This window comes from Paenibacillus sp. GQ49 (assembly GCF_059759055.1).
The window spans coordinates 304428-321910 of record NZ_JCAXEL010000005.1; the positions used below are offsets into that span (position 1 = coordinate 304428).

The window sequence follows — 17483 nt, forward strand, 5'->3', positions numbered from 1 at the left end:
ACAGTGAAAGAAGCAACTGTAAAAATTCAAGGTATGTCTTGCCGTTCTTGTGTATCTAAAATTGAAGGTGCAATTAGCGCTCTTGGCGCTGAAGGCCACGTAAATTTTGAACAGGGAACAGTAGAAGTTCGATTTGACGATTCTAAAGTTCAAATCGCTGAAATTGAAGAAGCGATCCGTAAAAAAGGATATAACGTCGGAGCGTAATATATATTGAAATACAAGGGAGAGTAATTGGGCATGACGGAATCCATTCAGATTTATTCAATCCCAACCTGTAGCGATTGCAATTATGCTAAACGTTACTTTAAAGAGCGTGAGCTTCCCTATACGGATTACAATTGTGAAGAAGACGCCAAGTACGCTGAGGAAGTCTGGAACCTGACTGGCAAACAGGTTGTTCCAACCCTTGTCATTGGAGATAAGGTCTTTGTAGGCTTTGCCGAAAATCTCACTGAAATCAGTGAGTTAGTTAAGTAACTCTTATGACCCCGGTCACTTCCGACTGGGGTTATTCTTAATATAAATAGCCCTTTGACTGATATATTGTTGTAGGAACTTCTTGCTCCCTTTACATAGGGTAGGGGGGGATGGTAATGTGTAAATAAAGGAGTTGATCTACTTGGATGATACGATACTTGAGGCCGCCTCATGTGACCATACATCTTCAAACGAGCGGAAAAGCCATCATTCGGAGAGTACAAAGCGAAAGTTAATTAGCCGTTTGAATCGGATTGAAGGGCAAGTGCGTGGAGTAAAAGGAATGATTGAGAAGGATACGTATTGTGATGACGTATTACACCAAATTGCCTCTATTCAATCCGCGTTGAATGGAGTAGGAAAGCAGCTTTTGGAACATCATATGAAAAGCTGTGTCATTGAACGCATTTCAGAGGGCGATCACAAAGTTTTGGATGAATTGATGATCACTGTAAATAAGTTAATTAAATAAGCTAGAATATTGGTGGTACCTCTCATTGTATTCAGGCAAATGCCCCATCAAGGTTAATTTTATTAGGGTTAGTGGTGAAAAGAATGTCAGGAACGAGAATATGTTTCCGTTGAGTCGCTATTATAGCGGCTTTTTTTGTTTTAATTCGATGAGGTGAGATAAAAGCAGCAGTTAAGCTGACAATTATAGATTCGGTGAAAAAGTTTAAAACATTCGTTAACATATGCAAAAACAGCGGAAGCTTTAACATAGCTTTTCTATCAGATAGATAAAGCACAAATATAACATGGATTGTTATTTATTTAGTCGTTATCTATTTATTAAATCATTCCGAAATTCTGATTTATGGAAAATAAATAATACAAATCCATACCATTTTTCTATTTTTATTTTTAAAATACGATGTTATTCATCACTTTACGATATGCAATGACTACATTTACAAAATCCATCATTTACAAAAATTACAAAATTGATTATAGTATATTCAACAAGCTTTTCAACTAATTCAATCGTTGTTTCGGCACGTTGAAGATAGGAAAATGCACATATAATGATAGTTTTGTGTTAAATTACAAACTTCTGTCCCTGATCAACGGGGATAGCGGAGTTTATTTGATATGTCTATTGATGTGCTTGTAAGGAGGTGCTCAGACTGAGCGATTCCGTTGTTTTTATGTTTTCTGGACAAGGATCGCAGTATCCGCAGATGGGGAAGGAGCTGTTTGAGCAGGATGCATTGTTCAGAGAAACGATGCTTGCTCTGGATCAAACGGTTTTGGAATGCGGGGGCGAGTCAATCGTCCAGTATATGTACGGCGAATCGTCAACCGATGAGGACCGCTTCGAACGTACAATTCTGTCGCATCCCGCCATCTACATGGTGGAGTATGCACTTGCCCAATCGTTATTGACTCGTGGCGTGATACCTGATTACGTCCTTGGCAGCAGCCTTGGGGAATTTGCCGCCGCTGCGATTGCAGGCGTATTCAGTGCAAAAGATGGCTTGCGCTGTGTTATGAAGCAGGCAATACGATTCGAGCAACATTGCCCTTCTGGCGCGATGTTAGCGATATTGGGAGATGCATCTCTATATCCGGAACTTCCGGAAATTGAATATTGTACCTTGGTGTCCGTCAATTATGACGGGCATTTTGTTATTTCCGGACCGGTGCATACACTGGAAAAAGCACAGGAGTGGCTCACATCGCATGCTGTGTTAAGTCAGATGCTCCCGGTTTCTTTTGCCTATCATTCTCAATGGATTGATAGCGCAGAGGCAGCATACACGGAGGATTTGCAGGCATTTACATTTGCCGTCCCCCACATACCGTTAATCTCCTGTATGACTGGAGGGGAGGCTGCCCGAATTGCACAAAATCACTTCTGGCAGGTTGCGCGAAAACCAATTCTCTTTCGCGAAGCAATACAAAAGCTTGAATCTGCCGGACCGCATCACTATATCGATATCAGTCCGGGCGGTACGCTTGCAGGTTTTATAAAGCGGCTTGCAGACAAACAAGCTTCATCATCTGCGGTCGTTTTGTTATCTCCCTTTTGCAGGGATAAGGAACAATTGGAAAGCGTGGCCAGGCAATATCAACAGCCGTCGATGAACATTCAGAGGGGAGAGCAGAACATGAGGGCTTATGTATTTCCAGGGCAAGGCTCGCAGTTCAAGGGCATGGGGCACGACGTTTGGAATCTTTATCCGGACCTGGTCCGCACCGCAGATGAAATATTGGGATATTCCATACGCGAGCTGTGTCTTGAAGACCCCGGAGACCGACTCAAACGTACGGAATACACCCAGCCGGCCCTGTACACCGTGAATGCCCTGATGTACTACAGGGAACTTGAGCAACAGGGGAAGCCGGAGTATGCTGCGGGACACAGCTTGGGTGAATTTAATGCGTTGCTGGCTGCAGGCGTGTTTGATTTTGCAACCGGACTACGTATCGTCCAGTTCCGCGGTGAATTAATGGGCAGGGCAAAGGGCGGTGGGATGGCTGCTGTGATTGGGCTGCATGCGGATGTGGTGGGTAAGATTCTTGCACAGCATGGCCTTGACCACTTGGATATCGCCAATATGAACAGTCCCCGTCAGATCGTTATTTCGGGTCCGCAGGACTTGCTAATTCAGGCGAAGTCTGTGTTTGAGCAGGAAGGTGCATCCAATTACGTCATCTTGAATGTGAGCGGCGCATTTCACTCCAGATATATGGAAACAGCCAAGCAGCACTTTGCTGCATATCTCAAGCAATTTCAGTTTGCTGCCCCGACGATATCCGTTATTTCCAATGTTGGGGCAAGGCCCTATACAATCGATCATCTGCAACACAACATGGTGGAGCAGTTAACGTCCTCCGTGCAATGGACCGATACCATTCGATATCTGATGGGAAAAGGGGTTAACGACATTGTACAGATTGGACCCGGGACGGCTCTTAGCAAACTCGTAAAGGCTATCCAGACTCAGGCTCAGCCACTTTTTGTGGAGAAATTATCTGTTGAACCGCCTCCGCCTTCACCCGCAGTGATAAAGAACGTACCTAAGGATGAATCATTGCGAGTGTCTGAGACCGCTGCCCATCCGTTCAGCAGTTCGCGGCGTTTCCAATCTGAACGGATGGGCAGCGCAGAATTCAGGCAGGATTATGGTGCCAGGCTGGCGTACGTTGCGGGAGGCATGTTTGGCGGCATTTCATCTGTGGCGATGATCACAACACTTGCAAAAGCTGGTATGGTCGGCTTTCTCGGAACAGGTGGACTGCGCGTTGAAGAAGTGGAAGAGGCGGTGATGTCCATCCGGCAAGAATTGCCTGTCCAACATTGCTGGGGATTAAATGTGCTTCATGATCCTCTCCACCCTCAGCGCGAGGAAGAGATAATCAAGTTAATGCTTAGATTGGGCCTGAACAAGATGGAAGCTAAAGGATTTCTGGGCATGACTCCGGCACTTGTCCACTATCGGGTCAAAGGAATCTATCGCAGATCCGATGGTGCTGTGGCTTCATCTCATCTTCTTCTCGCCAAATGCTCTCGTCCAGAGGTGGCAGAGCTGTTTATGAGTCCAGCTCCGCAACATATGCTGGACCAATTGCTGGCTGAAGGACGCATTTCTGCTGAACAGGCCCAATGGGCGCGGCAATTGCCGATGGCGGATGACATCTGTGCAGAAGCCGACTGTGCCGGATATACCGATGGTGCAGTATCCATGACCCTGCTGCCTGCCATGCTGTCCCTGCGCAATCAGATGATGAAAAAGCATGGCTACGCCAAAGCAATCCGGGTCGGTGCAGCTGGGGGTATTGGTACTCCCCAAGCGGCTGCGGCAGTATTTGTCATGGGGGCAGACTTTATTCTGACCGGCTCGATTAATCAATGTACGGTCGAAGCCAATACTAGCCAACTCGTAAAGGAACTGCTTCAGCAAATCAACGTTCAGGATACCGGATATGCGCCCGCAGCAGGCATGTTTGAACTGGGAGGCAAGGTACAGGTGCTGAAGAAAGGCGTTTATTTTCCTGCGCGTGCTAACAAACTACATGAACTGTATCGCCAGTACGACAGCATCGACGAGATCGATGAGAAAACAAAAACAAGGCTTCAGGAGCAGTATTTCAAAAGGAGCTTTGACAGCATTTACGCGGAGATGGAATCCGCTCTTACAACCCAGGAGAGAGCACTTGCCGAACGTAGTCCCAAGGCCAGAATGGCCGTTATTTTCAAATGGTATCTGGAGCACTCCGCCAAACTGGCGCTTCAGGGGGATGAGAATCATCAGCACAGGGTGGACTTTCAGGTATATTGCGGTCCGGCACTCGGTGCTTTTAATCAGTGGGTACAAGGAACAACGCTCGAATCCTGGACACAGCGCCATGTGCATCTGATCGGAGAGAAGTTAATGGAAGAGACAGCCCAGCTGCTCAACAAAAGCCTGCTTCAACAGGTATAAACCGATCCAGCTCAATTAGATGCGCAGTGAGACAAGCCAATAAGGAGGAATCGAATGGATATTGAAAGTGAAGTGCTTATTGTGGGGGCGGGCATTGCAGGCGTGGCGCTGGCACTGGCCATGGGCAGAAAAGGTCGACAGGTGGTGTTGATTGAACGCTCAAAACAATTTCCCAACATTCCCAAAGGTGATTTTCTTCAGCCGGTAACGATTGATCTGCTGGACAAGCTTGGCGTTCTTCCTGAAGTAACCAAACACTGCGCTCATGTAGCACGGGTAAACTACGGCACGCTTGGGGGTGTCAACTGTTTTACGGGCAGCTATGAGGAAATGGACATACCTGTACGTTATGCATTGAATGGGGACCATCACCACATTCATCAAAGCCTGTTTAATGCCATTGAGGAAATGCCCAACGTACGCTTCTTCCCCGGCATGAACGCAGGCAAACTGTTGTTTACCGATCATTATGTGAGCGGAATCGAAGCAGATTCGGCGGGCAAAACGGTACGCATCGGCAGCAAAATCCTTGTCGGGTCAGACGGCATCAAGTCCAAAATTCGTGATCAGCTGGGACTTAAATATCACCTTTATCCCTATGAGGAAAAGATGGCAAAAATGTTTGCTTTCACTTTTCACGATGTCACACAAACCAGAGAAGAGGCCAGCTTTTTCTTTGGCGAAGGTGTAAGCTGCGGAGTCTTTCCTTTGCCCGGCCAAAGGCTGCGGATCTACCTAGCTTTGCGAAAGGATATATGGCAGCGCATCCGGGAGGACGGTATCGAATCGTTGCGCGGCATGCTGCTGTCCCTCTGTCCGCACTTGCAGCAAGAAATATCGCAGATCGTGGATTTCAAACAGGTTCAATCCATTCCGGCCTATTATCTGCATACCGAAAAATGGGCAATTAACGGCGCCGTTCTGCTAGGAGATGCATGCCATGCTTTAAGTCCGGCACTGGGACAGGGAATGAATCTGGCGATTCAGGGTGCTGTCGAACTGTCGAATACGTTGGAAGAAGCGCTCATTACGAATGACTGCTCGGAACGTCAGCTTCGCCTGTATGAGAAAAAAAGAAGAAAATATGTGCGTCTCATCCAGCGCAACAGCACAGCCCATACTTATTGCTGGTTTGTGAAGAACCGAGCCTTTGTGACACTTCGCAATGCTGCTTTTCGTCGAATTGGCAAGTGTCCCAATCTGCTGAAGGAACAGATGCTGACTACCTCGGGATACAGTGACAAACCGCCGTCATTCTCACACATGCTGCGCTTTGCGGGAATTATGAAGCCTTAATGTGATGAAAAATCAGTATGCCGATACCAAAAGAGAGGAGACATTCAGATGGGAAGCAAAAGGACGGAAATTGCCGTTGTGGGTATGGCCTGCCGTTTCCCGGGAGCCAGCGGATATGATTCATTTTGGGAAAACCTGATTCAAGGTCGCAATTCCATCTCCGAGATTCCCCCGGAACGCTGGGACTTGGAGCAGTTTTATTCGTCAAACTCGAATGACACAGGCAAAACCTCAAGCAAATGGTGCGGGGTGGTCGAAGGATCATATGATTTTGACCACAGCTTTTTTAACATTTCCCCGCGCGAGGCTGCGAGCATGGACCCACAGCAGCGTTTGCTTCTCGAAGATACATGGCATTGCATCGAGGATTCGGGTATTTCTCTGTCGGAGCTTCAGCAGAAGGTGACAGCTGTTTATACCGGCGTGATGACAGCGGGTTATTTGCAGCAGATGGAAGCCTCACAGGCGGACAGTTATGCCTGTCTTGGCAATTATGAGAGCTTGCTTGCAAACCGGATATCCTACGCGTTTAATTTGAGTGGCATGAGCCTGCCGATTAATGCCGCCTGCGCTTCCTCACTTGTGGCTATTCACGAAGCGAGACGCGCCCTGATTCTGGGAGAATGTGATTATGCCTTGGCTTCTGCCGTGAATTTGAATCTCGATCCGCTCAAATATGTTTCCTTTTCCCAATCCAGAATGTTAAGCCCCACAGGGCAGTGCAAAACATTTGACCAGAGTGCAGACGGATACGTTCCGGGAGATGGGGTTGCTGTATTGCTTCTACAGCGATTGGAGGAAGCGGTTGAGCAAGGAAATACGGTTTATGGCATCATTAAAGGCTCTGCTGTCAACCACACAGGGAAAAGTTTGTCCATTACGGCACCTCGCATGGAGGCACAGCGTGATGTCATTTTGGCTGCGTGGAAGGCTGCGGATATTGATCCTTGCACTATTAACTATATTGAAGCACACGGGACTGGCACGTCGCTGGGGGACCCAATTGAGGTCGAGGCGTTAACCCAGGCATTTCGGGACTATACCCCGGATCGGTCATTCTGTAAGATTGGATCGGTTAAAACAAACATCGGTCATCTGGAGAGTGCAGCCGGCATAGCTGGTCTTATTAAAGTGATAATGATGATGAAACATCGGAAAATTCCGGCCTCTCTTCATGTGAAGACGCTGAATCCGATGATTCCTTTTTCGCGTACCCCGCTGGAGGTTGCACAAAAACAAGAGACTTGGCACAGTCGGGAGCAGGGGCAGCCTTTGCGCGCAGGGATCAGTTCATTCGGTTTCGGAGGTGTAAATGCCCACATTGTGGTCGAACACTACGAACCTGCTCCCAAACCATCTGTTCCCTCCAAGCTATCCGTTCAGCAGGAATCTAGAGAGCCATTCCGATTATTTTTGCTGTCTGCCAAGTCGGAAGCGAGCTTGCAGGAGCATGTCGCAGATTGGCAGCAGTGGTTTGAAAAGCATTCTAATACGGAAGATACACTACGGGCCATCAGCCTGTCGCTGCTTAAAGGCAGAGAGCATTTCAAATATCGGTTTGGGGGATGGGCTCATACCCGGGAAGAGCTCAGGACATTGCTGAATTCCGACTGTTACGGCAGTCCGCAAATTGGAGCATCCGCAAGGTATCTGAACATTCAGAGTCCTACATGGGAGGGATACGCCCAATTGAAATGCTCTGGACATACGTCTCAGTTATTACTGCGTAAGGCGGAAAGGCAAATCGAGGCAGCATTAAAAGCAAACGGCATGAGAGAAGAATGGGAAGACTTGATGGCAGGGTACTATCAGGATACGTGGCATGAAGATCGGCGAGATCTGTATTGTTTTATAGCCGGATATGTTCATGCTGCTTCCTTGATTCAACTGGGTTTTGCCCCTCGGTGGATTCAGGGAACAGGAATTGGCATGCTGATTGCCTGGGTCATTGGGGGTCACATTTCCGTTGAAGATATGATCTCCGTGCTGCTCAAGCAGAAACGTGCCGAAGACGTGAGAATGTGCAGCCCCATATGGCCTGTCATGCCAGAGGGAAACTCCTCCCCAATCATGCCCTTTGCTTTTGATGATTCCTATGTACATGATTTGATTCAATCTGTACGGATCTTGGAGGAACAGGCTTACGACGGGTTCCGAGACGAATTGATGGATCGAGCGTTTCGTTTATACACCCATCAGTATACGTTCAGGAACTACATAAATGAATGGAATGACGAATGGCACGAGAGCACGGGAACAACCATGCCATGGCAGTTGCAACCAACGTCTGACAGCAGCAGTACAAGCGAATCTTTCCGTTCCACGTCGGCTGTGTTATGCATTGCAGTCATGGATGCACTGCGCAGGGTGAAACGAAAGTGGCAGCTTCAGGTATCTGAAGAGTCAGACATTCCGGCTGTACAGGAACTGCTTGATCTTCTGGCGGATAAGGTTATTACTCGGAGAGACATTATCGAGATGTTGTTAAACGAGACAGGGGAACATCATGAACTTTCACGGATCACAGCGCAGTTAAACCAGAATGCCGGACTCATGCTGCCAGAACGCGCATACACACTCATTCGTCAGCATCAACAGCGGACAGGTGGAATGGACAACGCATTCCAATTTCTATATGACTTCCTTCAACCCGGTAGTGAAAATGAAATAGATCGCAACATACCTCTACCTCATTCAGAAAAAGCCACTGACTGGATGAAGCAGGCCGGACAAGAAGCAGAGGAAGTGAGCTTGGAATTACCATTTCACGAAAATGTACTGCGATTATGGCTGTCCGGCATGGAGCTCGATATGCGTCAGCTTGCGGAAGAGGAGCCTTATCAGAAAATACGGTTGCCACGATATGCATTTCAAAGAAAAACATTCCGTTGGTCTGCCAACTTTGGTAGAAAAGCGAAGGATTCCTTCCAAGAAACGGAAAGCAAAAAAGAACATGATCGGCTTCATCCAATGCTTCATCGCAACCTTTCGGCTAATCAGGACACAAGATTCCGTTCGGACTTTACAGGGCATGAATTTTTTCTCAACGATCATCGGGTTCGAGGGCAACGTGTACTTCCAGGTGTGGCATATCTGGAGATGGCCCGCATGGCTTTGCACAGTGTAAACGAATCGCCTACTTTTGCAGCGTTCCAGATTAAGAATGCAGCCTGGACAAGTCCGATCTTCGTGGATGAGCGTCCAGTTGAGGTATCCGTTCGACTACATTACGAAGACACGGAACGGGGAATTCTGCGATATGAGATCAGTGCGGAAGGCATCGAAGCCCCAGATCGTCTGAGCTGCGGCACAGGCCGCGTCGCATTGAGATCGTTGGCCCCTGTTGATCGTCTTGATATTTCGTCTCTGATTGCAACCATGCGAGAGGAGAGTTTGTTGGATCATGAGACCATCTATGGTCGCTTGCGAGAACAAGGGCTGGAATATGGACCAGGTCATCAGACGATTAAGCAAATGTACATCGGCTCGGGTCAGGCTTTGGCACATCTGAACATCCCTTCCCATATAGAGCATACATTGGGCGATTATGCCTTGCATCCTAGCCTGATGGATGGGGCCTTGCAGGCAGCGATGTTGTTGCTTAACGATAAGGCCACCCTTCAGGATCAAGAGAAGGGAACGAAGCTTCCTTTTTATATGGAAGAAATGGATTGTTTGTTGCCGTGTACAGCGGAGATGTGGGTGCATGTGCGTTTCAGTGATGATTGTCCAATCGGAGGGAACGTGGCGAAACTGGACATGGATCTAATGGATGCTGAGGGAACCGTCTGTGTCCGGATTGGGAATTACATGTGCCGCAGCATTCCGGGGGAGACGAGGCAGCAGCACGTGATGCAGGATGCGGAGCGGGTAACGATTACCAGGGATTTGCACGAAGATTTCCCACCTGGTACAGAGTTGCTGGCTCCTGTGTGGAGTGTGCTTCCATCAGAGAAAGAAAGCAGGATTCCTTTGAAGAGCCTCAGAACGGCCATCATTGTTGCACAGACAGTAGAGATGAGCGGATACCTTGATGAGGTCACACATCAATATCCGGGAGCTTCACTGATATTACTGAAGCCTGGAGAAACTGAGGAGCAAATGGTCCAAGAACTGGAAAACTGCGGACAGATTGACCATCTGGTGTGGGTCTCGGGGCTGGGCAGCGCAGAAGGGAAGGATGCCAGCGCGATCACTCAGAGCCAGGAAGAAGGCGTGATTACTGTATTCAGTTTGGTCAAAAGTCTGTTGCAGCTAGGGTATGACAGAATCCTTCTCCAATGGACCGTAGTTACTTTTAGTGCCATAGCCATTCATGCCCAGGATGAAGTGCATCCGCTCCATGCAAGCATACATGGCTTCCTCGGTTCTTTGGCCAAAGAATACAAAAACTGGACGTTCCGGGTAGTTGATCTGGATTTTGCAGATCGAAGTCTGCCATCGCTGAGCGATATGCCTACTGTGGCTGAGAACACTTGGAGCAATCTGATTGTCTATCGGGCCAAACAGTGGCATCGCTGCGAATTGCTGCCTGTTAAGCTGCCTTCCATCCAGCAATCGGCTTATCGTCACGGCGGCGTATATGTTGTTATAGGCGGTGCTGGCGGATTGGGTAAAGTATGGAGCGAGTATATGATTAGTCGCTACAACGCTCAGATCATTTGGATCGGACGAACACCGCTCAATCCCGAGATTATTAAAGAGCAGGAAAGGCTTGCTCTTAAAGGCCGGGCTCCAGAATATATATCAGCAGATGCAGGCAGTCCTGAGGCCTTACACCAAGCTTACAGGTTAATCAAACAACGCCACGGAACCATTCATGGTGTTATTCATGCTGCCATCGCACTCAGAGACAGCAGTGTAATGAAAATGGACTTGCCCCAATTCAATGAAGGATTATATGCAAAAGTCAACGTATGCGCGGGAATGCTCGAGGTTTTTGAGAAGGAGTCGCTTGATTTTATGCTGTTTTTCTCCTCCATCAATGCGTTTGCCACACCTGCCGGGCAAAGCAATTATACAGCCGGTTGTACATTCAAAGACTCATTCGCCCAGTGGCTTCATCGTTGTCTTCATTACCCTGTTAAAACCATGAATTGGGGGTATTGGGGAAGCACCGGAACGGTGGCTTCTCCAGCTTATCGTGAGCGGATGACCAAACAGGGCATTGGCTCGATAGAGCCTCCCGAAGCGATGGCTGCGCTGGAACTTCTTCTGGCCAGTTCACTTCCTCAACTGGGATTGGTCAATATCATTGGTGAGGCAAAGCCATACGCGATTAGCGAGCAAGAATTCATAACAGTATATTAGGCATGAAGCGTGTAATCCAACAGGAGGGCGAAATCATGCAAGATAACGAGCGGTTATCCTTACAGCACAAGCTGTGGAATTCATTAAACCAGAAGCTGATGCATGTGTTGATTGTTCAGATGGAACAGCTTGGAGATGTTAGAACGATGGCAGGAGCTTCGCACTGCACTTCTTATCCTGGAGTGCTTCCTGCACACCAACGATGGATGGACCACACGCTTCGCATTCTTCAGCGTAACCCGGAAATCGGTGAATTTGAACGAAGCAACATTTGGTCTGATTGGGAGGAGCACAAGGAGCGCTGGATTACACAGCCAGAAATGAGAGCAAGGGTGGAGCTCGCTGACGTGATGATCCGGGCGCTGCCCGACATTGTTACAGGCAAACAGTCCGCAACAGAGATCATGTTTCCGGGTGGCTCCATGTCCAGAGTGGAGGGAATATACAAGCAAAATTCAATTGCAGATTATTTCAATGCACTGCTTGCAGATGAGGCCGCCCAGCTGATCAGGGATCTCTCCGGGCATGGCAATCGCAAGATCCACATTCTTGAAATCGGCGCCGGAACTGGAGGAACAAGCTCCATGCTGTTTCAAAAGTTCGAGCCCTACCGTGAACTTATTCAGGAATACTGTTACACGGACGTCTCCAAATCTTTTCTACAACATGCAAGGAAACAATATGGGCCGTATTATCCCTACCTTACTTACAGCCTGCTCAATATTGAAGAGCCTTTGCATTCTCAGGGAGTTGAAGCGGGACGATATGACCTGGTCGTGGCTACCAACGTGCTGCACGCCACACGTCAGATCCGCAATACTTTGCGCAATGCCAAAGCGTTGTTGACCTTGAATGGTAAACTGCTAATCAACGAAATTATTGAGGATTCCCTGTTTAACCATGTTACGTTTGGCTTGCTGACCGGATGGTGGCTGTTCGAAGACGAACAGGTGCGTATTCCCGGCACTCCGCTATTGCATCCGAATCAGTGGAAAACGGCACTCGAACTGGAGGGTTACTTTGACATAGAATTTCCCGCATCCAACGCCGAAGGACTGGGCCAGCAAATTATAAGCGCAGCGAGTGACGGAATAGTCCGGCAGAAACACACCTTTTCATCAGCGACTCAGATGCTGCCCGCGGCTGGAAAGGAAGAGCCTCTAAAGCCACAAGAGACTATTACAGTTCAAGAACCAGAACCAGCCTTAAACGCGTTAAACTCGAAAAACCCTGCTGTAGATGACAGGGAATTAAAACAAGCATGCATGATGTATTTACAAAAGATGATCGGTGCCATTCTGGATGTAGAACCAGAGCAAATCGATCCCGCGGAAGCTCTAGAAATGTATGGACTGGATTCCATTCTCATCATTCAGTTAACTGAGCAGCTAAATAAGGAAATGGGGGAGCATGTGAGCAGCGTGCTCTTTTTTGAATATACAACTCTTGACGCACTGGTCAATCATTTTGTGGAAAAGCGCAAGTTTGAGCTGATCTCGATGCTTGGGTTAACGGAAATGCAACAGGAATCGATAACAGAGCCTGAACTGGAAATTGGTGATTTTTCGGCAGAAGCTGCTACTCACCTAACTGATCGTTACAAGCAGCAACAACCCTCTGAGGCAACAGGTGAAGTAGCCATCATCGGGCTTGCCGGGCGTTACGCTCAGGCTGATGATATGGCAGAATTTTGGAAAAACCTGATGCAGGGCAAAAATTGTATTACAGAAATACCTTCACAACGTTGGGATTGGAAAACTCACTATCATTCGGAGAAAGGACAAAAAGGAACGTCTTACAGCAGGTGGGGAGGATTTATTCGTGGTATCTATCACTTTGACCCGTTGTTCTTCCATATTTCTCCTAAAGAGGCCGAACAAATGGACCCTCAGGAGCGGCAGTTCCTGCAAACGGTCTATGTTGCCATCGAAGATGCGGGTTATACGCCTCAGGCTCTTGCCGATGCAGGTACAGTTGGTGTGTACGCAGGTGTAATGAATGGCAACTATCCTACGGGAGCTTCCTTTTGGTCCATAGCCAATCGGGTATCCTACACGTTTAATTTCACGGGGCCAAGCCTGGCCGTGGATACGGCATGTTCTTCCTCCTTGACGGCCATTCACCTGGCAATGGAAAATCTGCGCAACGGCACCTGTGACGTAGCCATCGCAGGCGGTGTGAATCTGATCGTTGACCCTGTTCATTATGTCAGGTTATCCGAAAAAACCATGCTGACTCCAGACAACGAGTGCAGTCCTTTTGGAGAGGGAGCCAACGGTTTTGTGGACGGGGAGGGTGTTGGTACATTACTGCTCAAACCGCTTCATCTGGCGGAGGCCGACGGGGATTTTATTTACGGCATCCTTAAAGGAAGCATGATTAATGCAGCGGGTAGAACAAAAGGGTACACCGTGCCCAATCCCGGCCAGCAGGCAAAGGTGATCAGCGAAGCCATCTCACGATCTGGCGTAGATGCCCGGACCATCAGTTATGTTGAGGCACATGGCACCGGCACTGCACTGGGTGACCCGATTGAAATCGAAGGCTTGCGCAGGGCATTTGAGAAACATACCGCGGATAGACAATTTTGTGCGATCGGCTCGGTGAAGTCGAACATCGGCCATGCCGAGAGTGCGGCTGGCATCGCCGGGGTCAGCAAAATATTGCTGCAAATGCGTCACGGTTGCCTGGTGCCTTCACTGCATGCAGAGAGCAGCAACCCGAATATCCGGTTCAGTCATACCCCATTTCACGTTCAGCAGCACATGACTCCATGGATTCGTCCCGTACTGGATACACCTGAAGGCATGCGCGAATATCCACGGATTGCGGGTATCTCCTCATTCGGGGCAGGCGGTGCCAATGCCCATGTCATCCTTGAGGAATACAGGACGGATAACAAGGTGGGCCAGAAATCGATGATGGAAGGGGTTTCCAATGCACCGGTAATGATCGTTTTATCGGCAAAAACCGAAGATCGCCTCAGGATAAAGGTGAGACAGCTTGTACAAGCCGTTAAGGACAACGCTTATACGGACATACATCTCGCCCGAATCGCCTACACACTGCAAACCGGAAGAGAAGAGATGGAATGCAGATGCGCTTTCACGGCGTATACCATCAAGGAGATGTTAGGCAAATTGCAGGCGTATCTCACCGGGGAAACGGCACATGAACAGATATTCACCGGAGAGATCGATATTGAACGGAATGACAATCGACTTGTAGACGATGACGATATGCAGGAACTGGCAGCCAGCTGGATTCGCAAACGAAAAACGGTTCGACTTCTGGAGCAATGGGTTCGGGGAATGAAGCTGGATTGGCAGCAGTGGTATGGAACGGTTAAACCACAGCGAATCAGCCTGCCGGGATATCCTTTTGCGGAAGAACATTACATGATACCTTCTTTATCCTCCTCCTCATCGGGGAATGAAGGCTTTGAAGCCACAAACGTCGTAGCACGAAGCCAGCCAGAATGGCTGCATCCGCTGCTGCATAAAAACACCAGTTATTTGGGCAGTCAGCGGTTTAGCTCACGTTTTACCGGAAACGAATCATTTCTGCGTGATCATCAAGTAAGAGGGGTGAGCATATTACCCGGAGCGGCTCAACTGGAGATGGCTGCAGCAGCTCTACGGCATTCCCTGCCGCCCGAAGAACATAACAGACAGCAAAACGGAAACGATCATATTCGTCTGCATGATCTGGTATGGTTGCATCCCGCATCTGTAGAGGATCAGCCGTTGTCTGTACATCTTGAATTGCAGGCCGAGCGACACCAACAGGGGTACCGGTTTGAAATTACAAGCAATACGAAGGCTGAGGCTCCATCCGTATTATGCAGTCAAGGATTCGTTTCCCTGATTCGCTCCACAGGGGACACGCCTGTATTCCAACCTGCTGATTGGCATAAGCGTCATGGCAACAAGACCGTTCCACCTGAGAGAGGATATGAATTTTTTTCTCGAATAGGTCTGGTTTATGGAAGCACTCACCGCTGCATCTCACATTTGTATACAGGACAGCACAGCGTTATGGCACGACTAGCCATGCCATTGTCGGATACAGAAAGTCTGAAGGAATACGGACTCCACCCATCCATGCTAGATTCGGCTTTTCAGGCCTGTCTGGCACTTGCTATGGATTTGAGTCAGTTGAGCCAGGAAGAAGGTCTTTCGCCTGAGCCCTGGCTGCCATATGCACTGCAACAAGCAGAGATTTACAGACCATGTTCTTCTGTGATGTGGGTAGAAGTCCGTTATACCGCGGGCAGTGGTCCTGGGAATTCCATGCCTCGTTATGATCTCACGCTCTATAGTGATGATGGATTGCTTTGCGCAAAGTTTGAAGGTTTGGCGTTACGGAAGTGGGCAGCCACGCCCCAATCCCAGCAGGATTGGACCGGAGAGGAAGTTGGCTTGACTAATCAGTTTGGGGATCATTTCAATAATCTGCATGCCCTGGAGCCCTGGACACAAGATCTGACCATGTCGGCGGCAGCGGCAACGGCAGCAGCTGAAAATAATGCTAAACTGGCTGTTCTTACAACGGTATGGGCCCCTTTCCCATTAGAGCAGCAATCATCAAGTGAAGACATTTCCGGCACTGAGGTGTTTTCGGCGGGAAAACTTCTGATTCTCTGCGAAAATGCCGACATGAACATTCGGTTCCCGAGAGGGGATGATTTTCACCAGATTACCTTTCCGAGACAGGCATCTGTGACACAGATGGTGGATATGCTTGCTTCCGAAGGAGATTGCGATCATATGATCTGGTATTGTCGCCCCGGTATGTCCGAGAATCACATGACAGAAACAAACAGGGAAGAGCAGGATAGCTTCGTACCCGAACTTACTCGTTTTTTCAGATTTGTCAAAAGCCTTCTGCACCTGGGATATGGCTCCAGAAGTCTTCACCTCACGGTCGTTACAACGAATGCGCAAGCGCTCGCCTTCGATGATACGATCGATCCGGACCAGGCTGCTATTCATGGGTTGACGGGTTCACTTGCTAAGGAATATGCGCATTGGTCCATTCGCGTCATTGATCTGAATGGTGGCGAAATTCTCCCAATGGATGCTATTGCAGATATGACCCCGGACCCCCACGGAAACGCATATGTGTGGAGGGATCAGGAATGGTATCGCCAGGAATTGGTGCCTGTAGAATACGATTCCGTTCCACTAGCCGCTTATCGGCAGGGAGGGGTCTATTTGGTTATTGGCGGAGCCGGAGGAATTGGCGAAGTCTGGACACGTTATATGATTGCGACCTACAACGCCCAAGTGATCTGGCTAGGAAGAAGTCCCATGAGTCCCAATATTCGCCAAAAAATCGAACAGTTGGGCCAGTTAGGGCCGGAACCTCTATATATCCAGGCAGACGCTTCGCTCCACGGTCGTCTGGAACAGGCCTATGAGTCTGTCATAAAGCGGTTTGGACAGGTGAATGGAATAATCCACTCTGCACTAGTGTTGTCTGACAGAAGTCTGGCGCGTATGGATGAGGAGATTTTTAACAACGTGCTGTCTGCCAAAGTTCAAATTAGTGAACAAGTGAATGCATTAATGAGTCGACTTCGGAAGCAACCCGATTTTGTCTTGTTTTTCTCTTCGCTGAACTCCTTTATGAAACTGCCAGGTCAGGGCAACTATGTAGCTGCCTGCTGTTATGCCGATGCCCTGGCCTCGCAGATGAACAGGAAATGGCCTGGACGGATCAAAGTGGTCAACTGGGGATATTGGGGCAGTGTTGGTTCGGTCGTATCTGAGCAGATAAGGCAAAGCATGCATCAGAAAGGCATTGGTTCTATCGAAGCAGAGGAAGCCCATCCCATTCTGGAATGGCTGATGTCAGGTTCCCTGCAACAGGCCGTCATACTCAAGATGACCCGCAAACCCGAAATGCTTGTACTAAATGAAAATCAAATGTTAACGGTATATCGTTAGACCAAGTGCACATTGA

At 48.5% G+C, this 17483-nt stretch carries 7 protein-coding genes; all 7 read left to right on the forward strand.

Translation table 11 applies throughout. From position 1 onward, the window contains the following. The first annotated feature begins 3 nt into the window (after positions 1-3). The 7 genes from AC6CIF_RS12615 to AC6CIF_RS12645 all read left to right on the forward strand — a co-directional run bounded on the left by AC6CIF_RS12615 (position 4) and on the right by AC6CIF_RS12645 (position 17467). Entirely contained in the window at positions 4-207 is a 204-nt protein-coding gene (locus AC6CIF_RS12615; RefSeq protein WP_076210398.1) for a heavy-metal-associated domain-containing protein, read from the forward strand. A 33-nt stretch (positions 208-240) separates the two neighbouring features. Continuing rightward, positions 241-480 (forward strand): glutaredoxin family protein, encoded by a 240-nt coding sequence (locus AC6CIF_RS12620; RefSeq protein ID WP_076210396.1) that lies wholly within the window; start codon positions 241-243, stop codon positions 478-480. Between the two features lie 142 nt (positions 481-622). After that, positions 623-952, forward strand: coding sequence for a metal-sensitive transcriptional regulator (locus tag AC6CIF_RS12625; protein WP_047843212.1), 330 nt, complete (start codon positions 623-625; stop codon positions 950-952). A 676-nt stretch (positions 953-1628) separates the two neighbouring features. Then, positions 1629-4910, forward strand: coding sequence for an ACP S-malonyltransferase (gene fabD / locus AC6CIF_RS12630; protein WP_498199922.1), 3282 nt, complete (start codon positions 1629-1631; stop codon positions 4908-4910). A gap of 54 nt (positions 4911-4964) precedes the next feature. Then, entirely contained in the window at positions 4965-6206 is a 1242-nt protein-coding gene (locus AC6CIF_RS12635; protein ID WP_498199894.1) for an FAD-dependent oxidoreductase, read from the forward strand. Between the two features lie 48 nt (positions 6207-6254). Beyond that, positions 6255-11516, forward strand: a complete 5262-nt coding sequence (locus AC6CIF_RS12640) for an SDR family NAD(P)-dependent oxidoreductase (RefSeq protein ID WP_498199895.1) — start codon at positions 6255-6257, stop codon at positions 11514-11516. Positions 11517-11551: 35 nt separating this feature from the next. Beyond that, positions 11552-17467 carry an SDR family NAD(P)-dependent oxidoreductase gene (locus tag AC6CIF_RS12645; protein ID WP_498199896.1) on the forward strand — a complete coding sequence of 1972 codons (5916 nt, stop codon included), beginning with the start codon at positions 11552-11554 and terminating at the stop codon, positions 17465-17467. Positions 17468-17483 lie beyond the last annotated feature (16 nt).

Bases quoted from the DNA above. Each gene is read 5' to 3' on its own strand.
- AC6CIF_RS12640 (WP_498199895.1), top strand. From the start codon at position 6,255: ATGGGAAGCAAAAGGACGGAAATTGCCGTTGTGGGTATGGCCTGCCGT.
- fabD (WP_498199922.1), top strand. From the start codon at position 1,629: ATGTTTTCTGGACAAGGATCGCAGTATCCGCAGATGGGGAAGGAGCTG.
- AC6CIF_RS12645 (WP_498199896.1), top strand. From the start codon at position 11,552: ATGCAAGATAACGAGCGGTTATCCTTACAGCACAAGCTGTGGAATTCA.
- AC6CIF_RS12620 (WP_076210396.1), top strand. From the start codon at position 241: ATGACGGAATCCATTCAGATTTATTCAATCCCAACCTGTAGCGATTGC.
- AC6CIF_RS12635 (WP_498199894.1), top strand. From the start codon at position 4,965: ATGGATATTGAAAGTGAAGTGCTTATTGTGGGGGCGGGCATTGCAGGC.